Below are 17,408 nucleotides of genomic sequence, written 5' to 3'. Positions count from 1 at the left end.
TTTGCCATCGAACCCGAGAGCACCCCATGGACACATTGCAAAACATGCGCGCCTTCAGTTACGTGGCCGAGGCCGGCAGCTTCACCGCCGCCGCGGTGCAACTGGACACCACCACGGCCAACGTCTCGCGCGCGGTCTCCAACCTGGAAGCCCACCTGCAAACCCGTCTGCTCAACCGAACGACACGACGCATCGCCCTGACGGAAGCCGGCAAGCGCTATTTGCTGCGCTGTGAGCAGATTTTGACGTACGTGGAAGAAGCCGAAGCCGAAGCCAGCGATGCCCACGCGCGCCCGGCCGGGCAGCTCAAGGTGCACACCATGACCGGTATCGGCCAGCACTTCGTGATCGACGCCATCGCCCGCTATCGCAAGACCCACCCGGACGTGACGTTCGACCTGACCATGGCCAACCGCGTGCCGGACCTGCTGGACGAGGGCTACGACGTGTCCATCGTGCTCGCCAGCGAACTGCCGGATTCGGGCTTCGTTTCCCAGCGCCTGGGAATCACCTACAGCATCGTTTGCGCGTCGCCGGCCTACGTTAAAGCCAACGGTTGCGCGCAAAAACCCAGCGACCTGCTGAACCACGCGTGCCTGCGCCTGGTGAGCCCGGTCATCCCCCTGGAAAAATGGGCCTTCGACGGTCCCGACGGGCAGGAAATGGTCACCATCAACAGCTCGCCGTTTCTGGTGAACTCGGCCGATGCGATGAAAACCGCGATCACCAGTGGCATGGGCGTCGGTGTACTGCCGCTGTACGCCGCGATCGACGGTTTGCGTAACGGCACGCTGGTGCGGGTGATGCCCAAGTACCGCTCGCAGGAGCTGAACCTGTACGCGATCTATCCGTCGCGGCAGTACCTGGATGCGAAGATCAAGACTTGGGTGGAGTACCTGCGCGGGTCGTTGCCGGAGCTGCTGGCGGCGCATCAGGCGGAATTGGCGGCGTATGAATTGAGCGGCAGTCTCGCCGGGGCGCGAGTGGCAAACTGAGACGTACTTGAACGAATGGCGATTAAAAACCCGGACCTGGTCCGTAAAGCTGCTGTTCACTTAAGCATGGGGTTGTATTTAAGGACTGGATTGGGGGGATATCCATTGCTGCGGTAACGGCCGCTTATGGTTTCGCCCTTACGGCGAGTCCCTTTTTCAAACGCCGGAGTGCCGGCCCAGCAAAAAGGAACCAAAAGGCTTTGCCCCACCACTCGGTGCCTCGCTAGGGCTCGGCATGCCAGAACGAAGGCATTGCTCCGTGGGTCGCCGCGATGGGCCATCCCTGGCCCAGCGCGGCTAAACCGGCGTCCTGCCGGTTTACCCACTGCGCAATGCCTGCGTTCGGCCATCGTGGTTAACGGGGCACCCAAATCCAAAGCAAAGCGAGGCGGCCTTACAGCCGACCTGATCTTTGCGGATACCCCCAGCCCCCTGTAGGAGCCAGCGGTGCGGCGATCCGACTTGCCGGCGAACCAGGCGCCGCGGTGTATCTGTTGTACCGCGTTATCGTTCTTTGCCGGCAGGCCTGGCTCCTACAGGAGGAACACGTACGGCTCCCGATCAGGTCGGCTGTAAGGCCGCCTCGCTTTTGCGTTTGATTTCGCTTTTGATTTTCTTGCCCCATCGAGAGGCCGAGTGGAGGTTCTGCGCAGTGGGTAAACCGGCAGGGATGCCGGTTTAGCCGCGCTGGGCCAAGGATGGCCCATCGCGGCGGGCCCACGGAGCAGGACCGGAGCGAGGGTATGCCGAGCATTAGCGAGGCACCGAACGCCAGGGGCAAGAGCCCTTGGTTACTTGGGGCCGGGCGGCGTTCCGTGCTTCCAAGTGACTCGCTGTAAGAGCGAAACCATAGGCCGCCGTTACCGCAGCAATGGATATACACCCAATCCAAATGCCACCAACCTAAAGAACAGCATTACTGCCGAGGCCGGTTTTTTATGGCCTGGGCTAGATCAATGCAAGATCTGGCTCAGGAACAGCTTGGTGCGCTCGTTCTGCGGGTTGTCGAAGAAGTCGTTCGGCGCCGCCTGCTCGACGATTTCGCCCTTGTCCATGAAGATCACGCGATTGGCCACGGTGCGGGCGAAGCCCATTTCGTGGGTTACGCAGAGCATGGTCATGCCGTCTTCGGCCAGGCCGATCATGGTGTCGAGCACCTCCTTCACCATCTCCGGATCGAGCGCCGAAGTCGGCTCGTCGAACAGCATGATTTTCGGTTTCATGCACAGCGCCCGGGCAATCGCCACGCGCTGCTGCTGGCCGCCGGACAGTTGCCCCGGGTATTTGTGCGCCTGCTCCGGAATGCGCACGCGCTCCAGGTAATGCATGGCGATTTCCTCGGCCTTGCGCTTGGGCATCTTGCGCACCCACATTGGCGCCAGGGTGCAGTTCTGCAGGATGGTCAGGTGCGGGAACAGGTTGAAATGCTGGAACACCATGCCGACTTCACGACGGATCGCTTCGATCTGCTTGAGGTCGTTGGTCAGTTCCACGCCATCGACCACGATGCGGCCCTGCTGGTGTTCTTCCAGGCGATTGAGGCAGCGGATAGTGGTGGATTTGCCCGAACCCGACGGCCCGCACAGGACGATCCGCTCGCCCTGCTTGACGTTGAGGTTGATGTCCTTGAGTACGTGGAACTGACCGTACCACTTGTTCACGCCCTGCATCTGGATAATGCCTTCAGGGCTCACAGGCTTCTTGATTGCTTCGCTCATTACAGAACTCCTAACGCTTGTGGCCAGTGTCGAGCTTGCGTTCCAGATGCATGGAATAGCGCGACATACCAAAACAGAAAATCCAGAACACCAGGGCCGCGAACACATAGCCTTCAGTGGCCATGCCCAGCCATTTCGGGTCGGCGGCGGCTTGCTTGACGCTGTTGAGCAGGTCGAAGAGGCCGATGATGATCACCAGGCTCGTGTCCTTGAACAGCGCGATGAAGGTGTTGACGATGCCGGGGATCACCAGCTTCAGGGCTTGCGGCAGAATCACCAGGCCCATGCTGCGCCAGTAGCCCAGGCCCATTGCCGCGGCCGCTTCGTACTGTCCTTTAGGGATCGCTTGCAGGCCGCCACGCACCACTTCGGCCACGTAGGCCGACTGGAACAGGATCACGCCGATCAGCGCCCGCAGCAATTTGTCGAAGTTCATGCCTTCAGGCAGGAACAACGGCAGCATCACCGAGGACATGAACAGCACCGTGATCAACGGCACGCCGCGCCAGAATTCGATGAAGGTCACGCAGACCACGCGAATTGCCGGCATGTTCGAACGTCGGCCCAATGCCAGGACAATCCCCAGGGGCAACGCACCGGCAATACCGACGGTGGCGATCACCAGGGTCAGCATCAGGCCGCCCCATTGGCTGGTCGCCACTTGGGTCAGGCCAAAGACGCCGCCGTGCAGCAGGCACCAGGCAATGATCGGGTACAGCACCAGGAAGCTCAGGCCATACACGGCTTTATGATGAAAGCGCGAGATGAACAACGGTGCCACGCCAATGACCGCCAGCCACACCGTCAGGTCGACGCGCCAGCGCAGTTCCGGCGGGTAATAGCCGTACATGAACTGGCCGAAGCGCTGCTGGATGAACACCCAGCAGGCGCCCTCCTTCGTGCAGTCGGCGCGGGTGGTGCCCACCCAGTTGGCATCGATGATTGCCCAGCTCAGGATCGGCGGTATCACCAGGTAGATCAGGTAGAACGCGAACAAGGTCAGCAGGGTGTTGAGCCAGCTGGAGAACATGTTCGCGCGTATCCACGCCATCGGGCCGAAGACCTTGGCCGGCGGTGGCATGTCGGGTTTGAAAGTATGAGTACTCATGCGCTATTCCTTACCGCTCGATCAGCGCAATGCGCTTGTTGTACCAGTTCATCAGCAGGGAAATGCTGATACTGATCGCCAGGTAAACGCTCATGGTGATGGCAATCACCTCGATCGCCTGGCCGGTCTGGTTGAGCACCGTGCCTGCGAACAGCGAGACCATCTCCGGATACCCGATACCGGCCGCCAGCGAGGAGTTCTTCGCCAGGTTCAGGTATTGGCTGGTCAGCGGCGGAATGATCACGCGCAGGGCTTGCGGGATGATCACCTTGCGCAGGGTCGGACCGTTGCGCAGGCCGAGCGAATGCGCAGCTTCGGTCTGGCCGTGGCTGACCGACTTGATGCCCGAACGCACGATCTCGGCGATGAACGCTGCGGTGTACACCGTGAGCGCCAGGGTCAAGGCCAGCAGTTCCGGGATCAGTACCCAGCCGCCGACGAAGTTGAAGCCTTGCAGCTTGGGCATTTCCCAGTGCACTGGCGCACCGAAGATCAACACGCACAGCGCCGGGATCGCCAGGAACAACGCCAGGCCAACCCAGAACTTGTGGAACGGCTCGCCCGTGGCTTCAAAGCGCTTGTTGGCCCAGCGGGTCATCAGCACGATGGCGACAATGGCCACGACGATGCTGATCACGAACGCCCAGAAACCATCGGCCATCAGCGCCGCCGGCATGTTCAGGCCGCGGCTGCTGACGAAGAAGGTGTCGCCGAAGTTGTGGCTGTTGCGCGGCCCCGGCATGGTCAGGAACACCGCGAAGTACCAGAACAGGATCTGCAGCAGAGGCGGAATGTTGCGGAAAACCTCCACGTACACGGTCGCCAGCTTGGCGATGATCCAGTTCTTCGACAGTCGGGCCACGCCGACGATGAAACCGAGGATCGTCGCCAGGATCACGCCGATGAAGGTCACCAGCAAGGTGTTTAGCAAGCCGATGACAAACACCCGGGCATAGCTGTCCGCTTCGGTGTAGTCGATCAGGTGTTGGGCGATGCCGAACCCGGCACTGCGCTCCAGAAAGTCAAAACCGGAGGTAATGCCCCGGTGTTGCAGGTTGGTCTGTGTGTTGTCGAACAGATACCAGCCTAGCGAGACCACCCCGATAATGGTGATGATCTGGAATACCCACGCACGCACTCGTGGATCGCTGAGGCTGAGCCTCTGCTTTGGTGCGCCGATTGAATTTTGCATGAAGTGCCCCGCAAAGAATGGAACAGAACATCACCCGGTGGTTGGCCCACCGGGTGATAGAACCATCAGCGCACTGGTGGTGCGTATTGAATGCCGCCAGCGTTCCACAAGGCGTTCAGCCCGCGGTCGATCTCCAGCGGAGTGCTCTTGCCGAGGTTTTTCTCGAACACTTCACCGTAGTTGCCGACTTGCTTGACGATCTGCACGACCCAGTCTTTCTTCACTTTCAGGTCTTTGCCGTATTCACCGTCAGTGCCCAGCAGTCGAGCGACGTCCGGGTTCTTGGTGGCCTTGGCTTCGGCTTCGACGTTTTTCGAGGTGATGCCGGCTTCTTCAGCGTTGAGCATGGCGTAGCCAACCCAGCGCACGATGGCCAGCCACTCGTCGTCGCCGTTACGCACGACCGGGCCCAGTGGTTCCTTGGAAATGGTTTCCGGCAGCACCACGTAGTCCTTCGGCGAGGCCAGCTTGCTGCGCTGGGCAAACAGTTGGGACTTATCGGAGGTCAGTACGTCGCAACGACCGGATTCAAGCGACTTGGCGCTCTCGTCGGAGGTGTCGAAAGTGATCGGGGTGTATTTCAGACCGTTGCCACGGAAGTAGTCGGAAACGTTCAGTTCGGTGGTGGTACCGGCCTGGATGCAGATGGTCGCGCCATCCAGCTCTTTGGCGCTCTTGACGCCCAGCTTGTTGTTGACCAGGAAGCCGATGCCATCGTAGTAAGTGATGAAGCCAGGGAATTTCAGACCCATGCCCGCGTCACGGGAGCTGGTCATGGTGGTGTTGCGCGACAGGATGTCGATCTCGCCGGACTGCAGCGCGGTGAAACGCTCCTTGGCGTTCAACTGGCTGAACTTGACCTTGGTCGCGTCGCCGAATACGGCAGCGGCCACGGCACGGCAGTAGTCTGCATCGATACCGACGATCTTGCCGGTGGAATCTGGAACCGAGAAGCCAGGCAGGCCATCGCTGACGCCGCACTGTACGAAACCTTTCTTCTGTACTGCATCCAGGGTCGCGCCCGCCTGAGCGAACCCACTGACGCCGAGTACCGCGGCTGCAGTCACGACTGCCAGGGTGGATTTCAACATCTTCATTCAAACCTCCAGTTTTGCTCTTGTTGTGTCGGAGCGTGAGTCCAGTCGCACCCTTTTGAGGCGTTGGTGACCCTTGTTGGCTTTTTATAGGGTCAACCGACGTAGGACCGTAGCCATGAGTCTAGTAGGAGAAAATCCATATAAAGGACAACTCACTTCTCACCAATCGGCCGAACGGGCTGTAGCCCTTTCTCGTTCGCGAAGCCCGTAGCGGCCATTGGCGAACATCCATTACCGGATTTTTTTGCTATCCCACTGCCAACAATGGCCTGATAGTGTTACCGACAGATGTGGGATTTTCGTACCAGCTTGCGTATAGCAAAGCCCGTACCACACCGACCGCTTAAGCGGTTAAGCGACAGGTCAATAGCAAAACTTGTAACCTTGCGACATCTTCGTAACTGATCAACCAGAGACGCCCTCAGACCTCGCACTCAATGAGAGCGCCCGCACATGTTTGGAGCAGCCATGACCAACCCTTTGATTCTTGAACCCATCAAGACCGCAGATGCCTGCGTTATCTGGCTCCACGGCCTGGGCGCCGATCGATACGACTTCCTGCCGGTGGTCGAAGCCCTGCAGGAGACTTTGCTGAGTACACGTTTCGTCTTGCCCCAGGCACCGACCCGCGCCGTCACCATCAATGGCGGTTACGAGATGCCGAGCTGGTACGACATATTGGCCATGAGCCCGGCACGGGCGATCAATCGCGAGCAGCTGGAAGAGTCGGCCAACTGGATAATCGAATTGCTCGAACAGCAGCGCGCCACCGGAATAGACGCTTCGCGAATTTTTCTCGCCGGCTTTTCCCAGGGCGGCGCCGTGGTTCTACACACCGCGTTTCTGAAATGGCAGGGCCCGCTGGGTGGCGTACTTGCCCTCTCGACTTATGCACCGACCTTCAGCGACGCGCTGGAACTGTCTGCCAGCCAGCAGCGCATTCCGGTGCTTTCGCTGCACGGGCAGTACGATGACGTGGTGCAGAACTCGATGGGACGTAGCGCCTACGAGCATTTGAAACAGCGTGGTGTCACCGTGACATGGCAGGAATACCCAATGGGCCATGAAGTGTTACCTGAGGAAATTCGCGACATCGGCGTGTGGCTCGACGAGCGCCTGCGGTAAACAATGACGTTTAAAAACGCCCTTTGATCCATCCCTCTACGCCGCGCCCGATTCTTGCATTACACTGGCCGGCGTACATTCCTTAACCAATTGATGAGATGACCGTGCTCAAAGCACTCAAGAAAATGTTCGGTAAAAGCGAGACTGAGCAACTCGCGCCAGTCCCCAGCGCTCCTTCTCACGCCCCCAGCCACCGCACCGACGGTAGTCAGCCTGGCCGTACCGCTGCCGTCGCGGCACCGAAACATGAGCCCGCGAGCACGGCGGCCGTCCAACCTGCGGTGGTCACTGCCCCCGAGCAGCCACACAGCGAAACGCCGAAACCCGCCAAACCCCGCCGCGAACCGAAGCCGAAAGCGCCGGTCATCCCGTGGAAACTCGAAGACTTTGTCGTCGAACCCCAGGAAGGCAAGACCCGTTTCCACGATTTCAAACTCGCCCCCGAACTGATGCACGCCATCCAGGACCTGGGCTTTCCGTACTGCACGCCGATCCAGGCCCAGGTGCTGGGCTTCACCCTCGCCGGCAAAGACGCCATCGGCCGCGCGCAGACCGGTACCGGCAAGACTGCGGCATTCCTGATATCGATCATCACCCAGCTGCTGCAGACCCCGCCGCCGAAAGAGCGCTACATGGGTGAGCCGCGCGCGCTGATCATCGCACCGACTCGCGAACTGGTGGTGCAGATCGCCAAGGACGCGGCGGACCTGACCAAGTACACCGGCCTGAACGTCATGACGTTTGTGGGCGGCATGGACTTCGACAAGCAGCTCAAGCACCTCGAGGCTCGCCATTGCGACATTCTCGTGGCCACCCCGGGTCGCCTGCTGGACTTCAACCAGCGCGGCGACGTGCACCTGGACATGGTCGAAGTGATGGTGCTGGACGAAGCCGACCGCATGCTCGACATGGGCTTCATCCCGCAGGTGCGCCAGATCATTCGCCAGACCCCGCCGAAGAATGAGCGTCAAACGCTGCTGTTCTCGGCGACCTTCACCGATGACGTGATGAACCTGGCCAAGCAGTGGACCACCGACCCGGCCATCGTCGAGATCGAGTCGCAGAATGTGGCCAGCGAAAACGTCGAGCAGCACATCTACGCGGTGGCCGGTGCCGACAAATACAAACTGCTCTACAACCTGGTCACCGACAACGGCTGGGAGCGGGTCATCGTCTTCGCCAACCGCAAGGATGAAGTACGCCGCATCGAAGAACGCCTGGTACGCGACGGGGTCAACGCCGCGCAGCTATCGGGTGATGTGCCGCAACACAAGCGCATCAAGACCCTGGAAGGTTTCCGCGAAGGCAAGATCCGCGTGCTGGTCGCCACCGACGTGGCAGGTCGCGGTATCCACATCGACGGCATCAGCCACGTGATCAACTTCACCCTGCCGGAAGTCCCGGACGACTACGTGCATCGCATCGGCCGTACCGGCCGTGCCGGCGCCGACGGCGTTTCCATCAGTTTTGCCGGTGAAGACGACTCCTACCAGCTACCGGCTATCGAGGAAAAACTGGGGCGCAAGATCAGCTGTGAAACACCGCCGACGCATCTATTGCGGGCGGTTGAGCGCAAGCGGCCGCACTGAGCCCCCTTGCAGTAACAAGCGCAGCCGGAAACGGACTGCGCTTTTTTTTCGCCCGGAGATTGCCAGAGATATCTAAAAGTCCATAATAGACAAATTAGTTTACATTCCAGCGCCCGGAGCCGACCATGCCCAGCACCCCTTACGTGATCAATCAGACCCAGGCCCGCGAGTTGCTGGCACAGGTGGACGTGCCGCAAATCCTGCGCAAGCTATTCCGCGACCTGGCCGCCGGGCAAGCGGTGCAGCCGGCACAGCAACTGGTGGAGTTTCCACAGGGTGCCGGCGACTTCATCAATTACCTGGGCGTGCTGGCCGAAGACGGCGTGTACGGAATCAAGACTTCGCCATACATCGTCCGTGAACAGGGGCCATTGGTAACGGCGTGGACGTTGTTGATGTCGATGCAAACCGGGCAGCCGCTGATGCTTTGCGATGCGGGCGAACTGACCACGGCCCGCACCGCTGCAACCACCGCCGTGGCGGTCGATGCCCTCGCGCCGCTCACCGCCAATCGCCTGGCAATCATCGGCAGCGGCAAAGTGGCCCAGGCGCACCTGCATTACGTGAAAGGCCTGCGCGACTGGCAAAGCATCAGCCTGTACTCGCCGAGCCTGAGTGAAGACCTTGAAACGGTGAGCCTGCTGAAAACCATCGAGCCGCGCCTGACCATCGCGCAAAGTCTCGAGGCCGCCATCAGTGACGCGGATGTTGTCATGCTCTGCACCTCGTCCGCAGGTCCGGTGATCGATCCGTCGAGCCTGAGTAAACCGGCGTTGATCACCTCCATCAGCACCAACGCGCCACGCGCCCACGAGGTGCCGCCGCAGAGCCTCAATGACATGCAGGTATTTTGCGACTACCGCCTGACCACCCCGGGTTCGGCCGGTGAGATGCTGATTGCAGGCGAGCAGCATGGCTGGGATAAAAGTGCGATTGTTGGCGACTTGGCCGACCTGCTGAGCGAGAAAGTGCAGCGCCCCGAATATGAGCGTCATGTGTTCTTCCGCTCGATCGGCCTCGGTCTGGAGGACATTGCGCTGGCCCATGCCATCTACCGCTTGCACCCCTGACACCCCAGTCCACTTGTGGGAGCGAGCCTGCTCGCGAATACGATCTTTCATTCAACGTTGATGTTGACTGATACGACGCTTTCGCGAGCAGGCTCGCTCCCACAGAGAATCTCGACAACATTGGCATTTGCGCCCCATCAGGAGACGTTCATGAGCCAGGCAGACTTCATCATCATCGGCGGCGGGATTGCCGGCGCTTCCACCGGTTTCTGGCTGTCGCAGCACAGTCGCGTGATCGTGCTCGAACGCGAGTCCCACCCGGCCTATCACTCCACCGGTCGTTCCGCGGCGCTGTACACCGCCGCCTACGGAACACCTCAGGTGCGTGCGTTAACCCAGGCCAGCCGCGACTTCTTCGACAATCCGCCAAGCGGTTTCTGCGAACACCCGCTGCTGACCCCGCGCGGCGAGATGACCGTGGACTTTACCGGCGACCCGGCCGAACTGAACAATCAATACCTGAGCGCCAAAGCCACGGTCCCTGAAATGCAATTGCTGAGCGCCGATGAGGCCTGCGTGCGCGTGCCGATCCTGCGCCGGGAAAAAGTCCACGGCGCGATCTACGATCCGACCGCCAGCGACATCGACACCGATGCCCTGCATCAGGGCTACCTGCGTGGCATCCGCCGCAACCAGGGCGAAGTCCATACCGACAGCGAAGTCCTGAGCCTGAGCCGCGATGCCGCAGGCTTGTGGCAAGTACAAACCCAGGGTCAGACCTTCAGCGCGCCGGTCATCATCAACGCCGCCGGCGCCTGGGCCGACAAGATCGGTGAAATGGCCGGCGCCCGGCCCCTGGGCCTGCAACCCAAGCGCCGCGCGGCCTTCATCTTCGCCGGCCCCGAGGGCGTGGACATCCACCATTGGCCGATGCTGGTGAGCCTCGACGAATCCTTCTATATGAAACCCGATGCCGGAATGTTCCTCGGCTCGCCGGCCAACGCAGACCCGGTCGAACCCCACGACGTACAGCCCGAAGAACTGGACATCGCCATGGGCATCTACCAGATCGAGGAAGCCACCACCCTGACCATCCGCCGCCCGACCCGAACCTGGGCCGGCCTGCGCAGTTTTGTCAGCGATGGTGACTTGCTGTCCGGTTTCGATCCGCAGGTGCAGGGATTGTTCTGGGTGGCGGCACAAGGCGGCTACGGCATCCAGACCTCGCCCGCCATGGGCCAGGCCAGTGCCGCGCTCGTACGCGGTGAACCCCTGCCCGAACCCCTTACCCGCTTCGGCCTGAATGCCGGAATGCTGTCCCCTGCCCGCCTGGGTTGAATGTAGTCCTCAGGTGACGCGCCGATTCGATTGCGGCACACTTTCAGCGTCCTGGTTGACGGGGCGCTGAAGCTGCCCGGAGCCCCACTGTATGAACGCACCTGAACAAGATCCGGTCCTGAACGAGACGTCCCTGGACAACTTCCGGGCCATCGCCGATGCCATCGCCACGCTGTTTTTCCCCCACGCCGAAGTGGTGCTGCACGATTTGCGCACGCAAAAAGTCGACTACATCGCCAACAACCTGTCGAAACGGGAAATCGGTGACGACTCGGCCCTGGAGGACATGCTCAGCGACGATGTCAGCGAACGCAACATCGGGCCCTACGAAAAGCTTAATTGGGATGGTCAGAAGATTCGCAGTCTCAGCACCGTGCTGCGCGACCGCGAGGGACACCCGCTGGCGGTGCTGTGCATCAATCTGAATATTTCGCTGTTCGAGAATGCCAAGGCCGCGCTGGACTTGTTCCTGTCGCCGACCAAGCTGATTCCGCAGCCCGATTCACTGTTTCGCGATGACTGGCAGGAGCGGATCAACACCTTCCTCCACGCCTGGCTGCGCGAACGCCAACTGAGCCTGAACCTGCTCACCCGCGACCACAAACGAGAACTGGTACTGGCCCTGCACGCCGAAGGCGCCTTCAAGGGCAAGAGCGCATCGAACTATGTGGCCAATGTACTGAACATGGGGCGGGCGACGGTGTACAAGCATTTGAAGGAACTCAAAGGCTGAGCAACTGACACCAAGACACCGAAGGGCCACGGCCGCCAACGATAACGCGGGAAACCCGACACCCCGCCGCGACCTCAGGCTCATCTGTAGGAGCGAGCATGCTCGCGATGGTCGTCAACGATAACGCGGGAAACCTGACACCCCGCCGCGACCTCAGGTTCATCGCGAGCATGCTCGCTCCTACAGATGGGGCGTCCCCAGCCCCCTCGTTATTCCAGCGCCGCAGCCGGGCCGAAGAACTCGTAGCGGCTCTGCTTTTCCGGTACGCCCAACGCCTTGAGGTGGCGCTTGACCGCCGCCATGAAGCCTTTAGGCCCAAGGAAGTAAGCATCCAGGTCGCGCTCTTCGGGCAACCAGGCGGCCAGTTGTTCCTGGCTCAACAGCCCGACCTTGTGCGCTGCCGGGCTGACACCGTCATCTTCGGCATAGCAGTAGAAACGCTTGAGTTGCGGGTGACGCTCGGCCAGCCCGTCGATCCAGTCGCGGAAGGCGTGGACGCTGCCATTGCGCGCGCAGTGGATGAAGTGCACCGGCCGCTCGGTTTCCAGCGCCGCTTCCAGCATGGCCAGGGTCGGGGTGATGCCGACGCCACCGCTGATCAGCACCAGCGGTTTGTCACTGGCGCTCAGGGTGAACTCGCCCGATGGCGGGAACAGCTGGATGCTCGCCCCTACATGCAATTGATCGTGCAAGTGATTGGAGGCTCGCCCGCCATCTTCACGCTTGACGCTAATGCGGTATTGGCCCTTGTTCGCCAACGCCGACAGCGAATAGTTGCGGCGAATCTCTTCGCCATCGAGGATCAGTTTCATGCCGATGTACTGGCCTGGCTCGGCGGCGAGGATAGGCCCCTTGTCAGCCGGTTCGAAATAGAAAGAGGTGATTTCCGCACTTTCCTCGACCTTGGCCGCCACGATGAATTCCCGCGCCCCGCGCCAGCCGCCCGGTGCCTGCTCTTTCTGGTCGTAGATGCTGGTTTCGGCACCGATCAGGATGTCCGCCAGTTGACCGTAAGCCGCTCCCCATGCCGCAATCACTTCAGGCGTGGCGATTTCTTCGCCCAGCACCTCGGCAATGGCCCGCAGCAGGCAGCTACCTACAATCGGGTAGTGTTCCGGCAGAATCTGCAGGGCCACGTGCTTGTTGATGATCTTGGCCACCAGGTCGCCCAACTGATCGAGCTGGTCGATGTGGCGGGCGTACATCAATACACCGTTCGCCAGGGCGCGCGGTTGGTCACCGCTGGCCTGGTGAGCCTGGTTGAACAGAGGACGGACTTGCGGATATTCGGACAACATCATCCGGTAGAAGTGAGTGATCAGCGCTTCGCCACCGCTTTCAAGCAATGGCACAGTGGACTTGACGATGGCACGGTCTTGAACGCTCAGCATAAGGTGACTCCTGGGCAACGGGTTTTTTTAACAGTTGCCTTAGACTTATCAGTTTCCGTGCCAACTATTAAAACCTTAAAAATCAATTACTTAATTGCACAGTAGTCATTACGACACACAGCAGGTTATAGTCTTATCGACTACACGGAGTCACTATGACTGCAAAATCCTTGCTCACTGCGCTGTTGCCACTGGTGGCGGACCTGTCCCGCGAACTCCCCGAGGGCGAACGCTATCGACGCTTGCTGGAAGCCATGCGCGCCCTGCTCCCCTGTGATGCCGCCGCCCTGCTGCGCCTCGATGGTGAATGGCTGGTGCCGCTGGCTGTCGATGGCTTGAGCACCGACACCCTAGGCCGGCGCTTCAAGGTCAGCGAACACCCACGTTTTGAGGCACTGCTCAGCAGCACCGGCCCCACGCGGTTTGCCGCTGACAGCAATATGCCCGACCCGTATGACGGCCTGGTCGATGGCCTGGACGATCATCTGGAAGTCCACGATTGCATGGGTTGCCCGCTGTTTATCGATGAGCGACCGTGGGGCCTGCTGACACTCGACGCCCTCAACCCGGAACAGTTCGAACCGATCGAGCTGGATGCCCTGGAGGCCTTCGCCAGCCTCGCGGCGGCTACCGTCAACGCCGCTGAACGTATCGAGCGTTTGAACAACAGGGTCGAAGACGAACACCAGCGCGCCGAGGTGTACCGTCAGGCCAGCGGCCAGCAAAGCCGCGAAATGATTGGTCAAAGCAAAGCGCACAAACGCCTGGTGGAAGAGATCAACCTGGTGGGCGGCAGCGATCTGACGGTGCTGATCACCGGGGAAACCGGGGTGGGCAAGGAGCTGGTGGCCCAGGCTATCCACGCCGCCTCGCCGCGTGCCGACAAACCCATCATCAGCCTCAACTGTGCTGCCTTGCCGGATACGCTGGTGGAGAGCGAGCTGTTCGGGCACGTCCGCGGGGCCTTCACCGGGGCGCTGAACGACCGACGCGGCAAGTTTGAACTAGCCAATGGCGGCACGCTGTTCCTGGATGAGGTGGGCGAGCTGTCGCTGACCGTGCAGGCCAAATTGCTGCGCGTGCTGCAAAGCGGTCAGCTACAGCGGCTGGGTTCGGACAAGGAGCATCAGGTCGATGTGCGACTGATCGCAGCGACCAATCGCGACTTGGCCGAAGAAGTGCGCAGTGGTCGCTACCGCGCCGATTTTTATCACCGGCTCAGCGTTTACCCGTTGCTGGTACCGGCACTGCGTGACCGTGGGCGAGATGTGTTGCTGCTCAGCGGTTACTTCCTCGAGCAGAACCGCTCGCGCATGGGCCTCAACAGCCTGCGCCTGAGCACCGATGCCCAAGCGGCGTTGTTGGCCTACGGCTGGCCCGGCAATGTGCGCGAGCTGGAACACCTGATCGGCCGCAGCGCGTTGAAGGCGCTGGGCAACTGCAAGGAGCGACCGAAAATTCTCAGCTTGAGTGCCGCCGACCTCGATCTGCCCCATGGCAACGTCGAAGTCAGCGCCGAGCAACCCACCGCTGCGGCCGTGGAAACGGTGACCGGGGATTTGCGCGAAGCCACCGAGCGTTATCAGCGCCAATTGATCGGCGCTTGCCTTGAACGACACCACCACAACTGGGCGAGCGCTGCCCGCGAGCTGGGCCTGGATCGGGCCAATCTCGGGCGGATGGCCAAGCGCCTGGGGATGAAATAGGCACCGGGGGCAATCGTTGCGAGTGGCGCATAACTTGCTTCGAGAGCCACCTTCGCGGCGACATTCTGTCGCCGCTGCCTGCCCCCGGATGCGACTGACCGCCCAATGAATACGACGTTTTCCTGTGTAGGCTGTGGCAAATGCTGCAATGACCACCACGTGCCCCTGACCCTGCAAGAAGCCCGGATGTGGGCGGCCGACGGTGGCCAGGTCATCGTTTTGGTGGAAGCCTTCCTGAACAATGGCCTGGGCCTGTCGGCGCATCAACGCGAGCACGCCGCACGGCGCTCGGCAGTGGTGCGCAGCGGTATCTGCGAGGCTTTCGTTGCCATCACTTTTGCCGCCTACAGCACCGGCGCCTGCCGCCATCTTGACCAGGACAACCTGTGCCGCATCTATGAACGCCGGCCGCTGGTGTGCCGCATCTATCCGATGGAGATCAATCCGCACATTCCCCTGAACATCGCGGCCAAGGAATGTCCGCCGCAATCATGGGAACAGGGACCGCCGCTGATTGTCGGTGGCGAGTTGGCGGATCCGCAACTGGCGGACCTGATCCAGCGCTCTCGCCAGGCGGATCGCGATGACATCCACGTCAAGGACGCGATATGCGCGCTATTGGAGATTCGAACCACTGCACTCAAGGGCGACGGGTTTACCGCTTACCTGCCGGACATGACCGCGTTCGCCACGATCATCGACGAATTGGCCGGACAGACGTTACCGGCGTGGGAAAGCGAATGGCAGTTTCATGTGTCGGGGGACGATGTCGCCGGCCCCCTATTGGCAGCGGGTGCGCAGGTGGCGACCGAGTCGCCCGCTCACTATGCTTTCATTTCGTTGCGAACGGCTTGAGCCCACCAGGCGACACCTGTATTCGCCCCTTCGCGAAGCACACTGGATAAACCTGAGACCTAACGCTTGCCCATCGAACGGCGTGTCCCCGGAGGCGCCATCCCCGGCGTCTTGGTGTGGCCATTCTTGGCGCCGTTCTTGTACCACGGCTGGCTGGCGTCCTTAGTGGCCTGCAGCTCACCGGGCTTGAACGGGAACTTGAACGCCGGGATTGCGGTTTTGGTCTCGCTGTCAGCGCTGGAGTCGACGCTGTCTGGCAGCTCTGCCTGTTCGTCGCTCAAGGCGTCGGCTACCGGCGGTTGTTTCGGGGAAGTCATGAAAAGCTCCGGGTGATGCACACTGTGTCGGGCCCGTTCAGCGAGCCACGAAAGACGCCAGTATAGCGGAAGGGCAGGTACAGGCTTCAAGCTGCAAGCTTCAAGTTAAACGCGCTGCGGGTAGCTTTTAACTTGCGGCTTGCAGCTTGAAACTTGTAGCTTTCCTTCCATTCTCTCCGCCCGACGAGCCCTGCGCCCATGAAAAAGACTGTTCTCGCCTTCAGCCGCGTCACGCCAGAAATGGTTGAACGCCTGCAACAAGACTTCGACGTCATCGTGCCGAACCCGAAAAAGGGTGATATCAACGCCCAGTTCAACGAAGCCCTGCCCCATGCCCACGGATTGATCGGGGTCGGCCGCAAGCTCGGTCGTGCACAACTGGAAAACGCCGCCAGTCTGGAAGTCGTGTCCAGCGTTTCGGTGGGCTATGACAACTACGACGTGGACTATTTCAACGAGCGCGGGATCATGCTCACCAACACGCCGGACGTGCTCACCGAAAGCACCGCCGACCTGGCCTTCGCTTTGTTGATGAGTAGTGCACGCCGCGTCGCCGAGCTCGACGCCTGGACCAAGGCAGGCCAGTGGCAAGCCACCGTCGGTGCACCGCTGTTCGGCTGCGATGTCCACGGCAAGACCCTGGGCATCGTCGGCATGGGCAACATCGGCGCGGCCATCGCGCGCCGAGGTCGGCTGGGCTTCAACATGCCAATCATCTACAGCGGCAACAGCCGCAAGACTGCGCTGGAACAGGAACTCGGTGCGCAGATGCGTAGCCTGGACGAGCTGTTGGCTGAAGCCGACTTCGTCTGCCTGGTGGTTCCGCTCAGCGAGAAGACCAGACACTTGATCAGCCATCGCGAACTGGCCCTGATGAAGCCGAGCGCGATCCTGGTGAACATCGCCCGGGGTCCGGTGGTGGACGAGCCGGCACTGATCGATGCGCTGCAAAACAACCGCATTCGCGGTGCCGGGCTGGATGTGTATGAAAAGGAGCCGCTGGCCGAGTCGCCGCTGTTTCAGCTGAAAAACGCAGTGACCTTGCCGCATATCGGTTCGGCCACCCATGAGACCCGCGATGCCATGGCCAACCGCGCCTTGGCGAACCTGCGCAGCGCATTGCTAGGTGAGCGTCCACAAGACCTGGTCAACCCGCAGGTCTGGAAAGGTTGAATGAACGAAGGCACGTCTGGCTGGACGTGCCATTTGCCATAACATCAAGCGAGCTGCAATT

Annotated in this window: 15 protein-coding genes; 9 read left to right on the top strand and 6 right to left on the bottom strand. The window is 60.9% G+C overall.

From position 1 onward, the window contains the following. Positions 1–26: 26 nt before the first annotated feature. Positions 27–995, top strand: coding sequence for a LysR family transcriptional regulator (locus HGP31_RS04880; RefSeq protein WP_020800725.1), 969 nt, complete (start codon positions 27–29; stop codon positions 993–995). Between the two features lie 953 nt (positions 996–1,948). Here the strand turns inward: HGP31_RS04880 and HGP31_RS04875 are convergent. From HGP31_RS04875 to HGP31_RS04860, 4 genes are all read right to left on the bottom strand, one after another. Next, positions 1,949–2,713 carry an amino acid ABC transporter ATP-binding protein gene (locus HGP31_RS04875; protein WP_007905492.1) on the bottom strand — a complete coding sequence of 255 codons (765 nt, stop codon included), beginning with the start codon at positions 2,711–2,713 and terminating at the stop codon, positions 1,949–1,951. 10 nt (positions 2,714–2,723) lie between these two features. Continuing rightward, entirely contained in the window at positions 2,724–3,821 is a 1,098-nt protein-coding gene (locus HGP31_RS04870) for an amino acid ABC transporter permease (RefSeq protein ID WP_020796719.1), read from the bottom strand. A gap of 10 nt (positions 3,822–3,831) precedes the next feature. Continuing rightward, on the bottom strand, positions 3,832–5,013 hold the full coding sequence (locus tag HGP31_RS04865; protein WP_020796718.1) for an amino acid ABC transporter permease: 1,182 nt from the start codon (positions 5,011–5,013) through the stop codon (positions 3,832–3,834). A 65-nt stretch (positions 5,014–5,078) separates the two neighbouring features. Beyond that, positions 5,079–6,110 carry an amino acid ABC transporter substrate-binding protein gene (locus HGP31_RS04860; protein WP_020796717.1) on the bottom strand — a complete coding sequence of 344 codons (1,032 nt, stop codon included), beginning with the start codon at positions 6,108–6,110 and terminating at the stop codon, positions 5,079–5,081. 468 nt (positions 6,111–6,578) lie between these two features. Between HGP31_RS04860 and HGP31_RS04855 the strand changes: the two genes are divergently transcribed. From HGP31_RS04855 to HGP31_RS04835, 5 genes are all read left to right on the top strand, one after another. Beyond that, positions 6,579–7,235: an alpha/beta hydrolase gene (locus HGP31_RS04855; protein WP_168757256.1), complete on the top strand. Its 657-nt coding sequence runs from the start codon at positions 6,579–6,581 to the stop codon at positions 7,233–7,235. A gap of 98 nt (positions 7,236–7,333) precedes the next feature. Next, positions 7,334–8,824, top strand: a complete 1,491-nt coding sequence (gene rhlB, locus HGP31_RS04850; protein ID WP_033044034.1) for an ATP-dependent RNA helicase RhlB — start codon at positions 7,334–7,336, stop codon at positions 8,822–8,824. A gap of 125 nt (positions 8,825–8,949) precedes the next feature. Beyond that, the gene (locus tag HGP31_RS04845) at positions 8,950–9,894 is read left to right on the top strand and encodes an ornithine cyclodeaminase family protein (protein ID WP_168757255.1); all 945 of its coding nucleotides are present in this window, start codon (positions 8,950–8,952) and stop codon (positions 9,892–9,894) included. 150 nt (positions 9,895–10,044) lie between these two features. Further along, positions 10,045–11,172: an NAD(P)/FAD-dependent oxidoreductase gene (locus HGP31_RS04840; protein ID WP_168757254.1), complete on the top strand. Its 1,128-nt coding sequence runs from the start codon at positions 10,045–10,047 to the stop codon at positions 11,170–11,172. 91 nt (positions 11,173–11,263) lie between these two features. Beyond that, positions 11,264–11,905 (top strand): helix-turn-helix transcriptional regulator, encoded by a 642-nt coding sequence (locus HGP31_RS04835; RefSeq protein ID WP_008054465.1) that lies wholly within the window; start codon positions 11,264–11,266, stop codon positions 11,903–11,905. 209 nt (positions 11,906–12,114) lie between these two features. On the opposite strand, the gene hmpA is transcribed toward HGP31_RS04835, so the two are convergent. Beyond that, entirely contained in the window at positions 12,115–13,296 is a 1,182-nt protein-coding gene (hmpA, locus tag HGP31_RS04830; RefSeq protein ID WP_020796709.1) for an NO-inducible flavohemoprotein, read from the bottom strand. Positions 13,297–13,451: 155 nt separating this feature from the next. Here hmpA and norR point away from each other — a divergent pair, with 155 nt between their 5' ends. Together norR and HGP31_RS04820 are read left to right on the top strand one after the other, a co-directional pair. Continuing rightward, positions 13,452–15,002, top strand: a complete 1,551-nt coding sequence (gene norR / locus HGP31_RS04825) for a nitric oxide reductase transcriptional regulator NorR (RefSeq protein WP_020796708.1) — start codon at positions 13,452–13,454, stop codon at positions 15,000–15,002. A gap of 105 nt (positions 15,003–15,107) precedes the next feature. After that, entirely contained in the window at positions 15,108–15,857 is a 750-nt protein-coding gene (locus HGP31_RS04820) for a YkgJ family cysteine cluster protein (RefSeq protein WP_168757253.1), read from the top strand. A gap of 59 nt (positions 15,858–15,916) precedes the next feature. On the opposite strand, the gene HGP31_RS04815 is transcribed toward HGP31_RS04820, so the two are convergent. Continuing rightward, entirely contained in the window at positions 15,917–16,174 is a 258-nt protein-coding gene (locus HGP31_RS04815; RefSeq protein ID WP_020796706.1) for a hypothetical protein, read from the bottom strand. A 198-nt stretch (positions 16,175–16,372) separates the two neighbouring features. On the opposite strand from HGP31_RS04815, the gene HGP31_RS04810 reads away from it, so the two are divergent. Continuing rightward, entirely contained in the window at positions 16,373–17,347 is a 975-nt protein-coding gene (locus HGP31_RS04810) for a 2-hydroxyacid dehydrogenase (RefSeq protein ID WP_020796705.1), read from the top strand. Positions 17,348–17,408: the final 61 nt, after the last annotated feature.

Source organism: Pseudomonas umsongensis (assembly GCF_012647205.1).
Lineage (GTDB): Bacteria > Pseudomonadota > Gammaproteobacteria > Pseudomonadales > Pseudomonadaceae > Aquipseudomonas > Aquipseudomonas umsongensis.
Note: the sequence above shows the minus strand (reverse complement) of the source record. Positions and strands in the feature narration are given on the sequence as shown.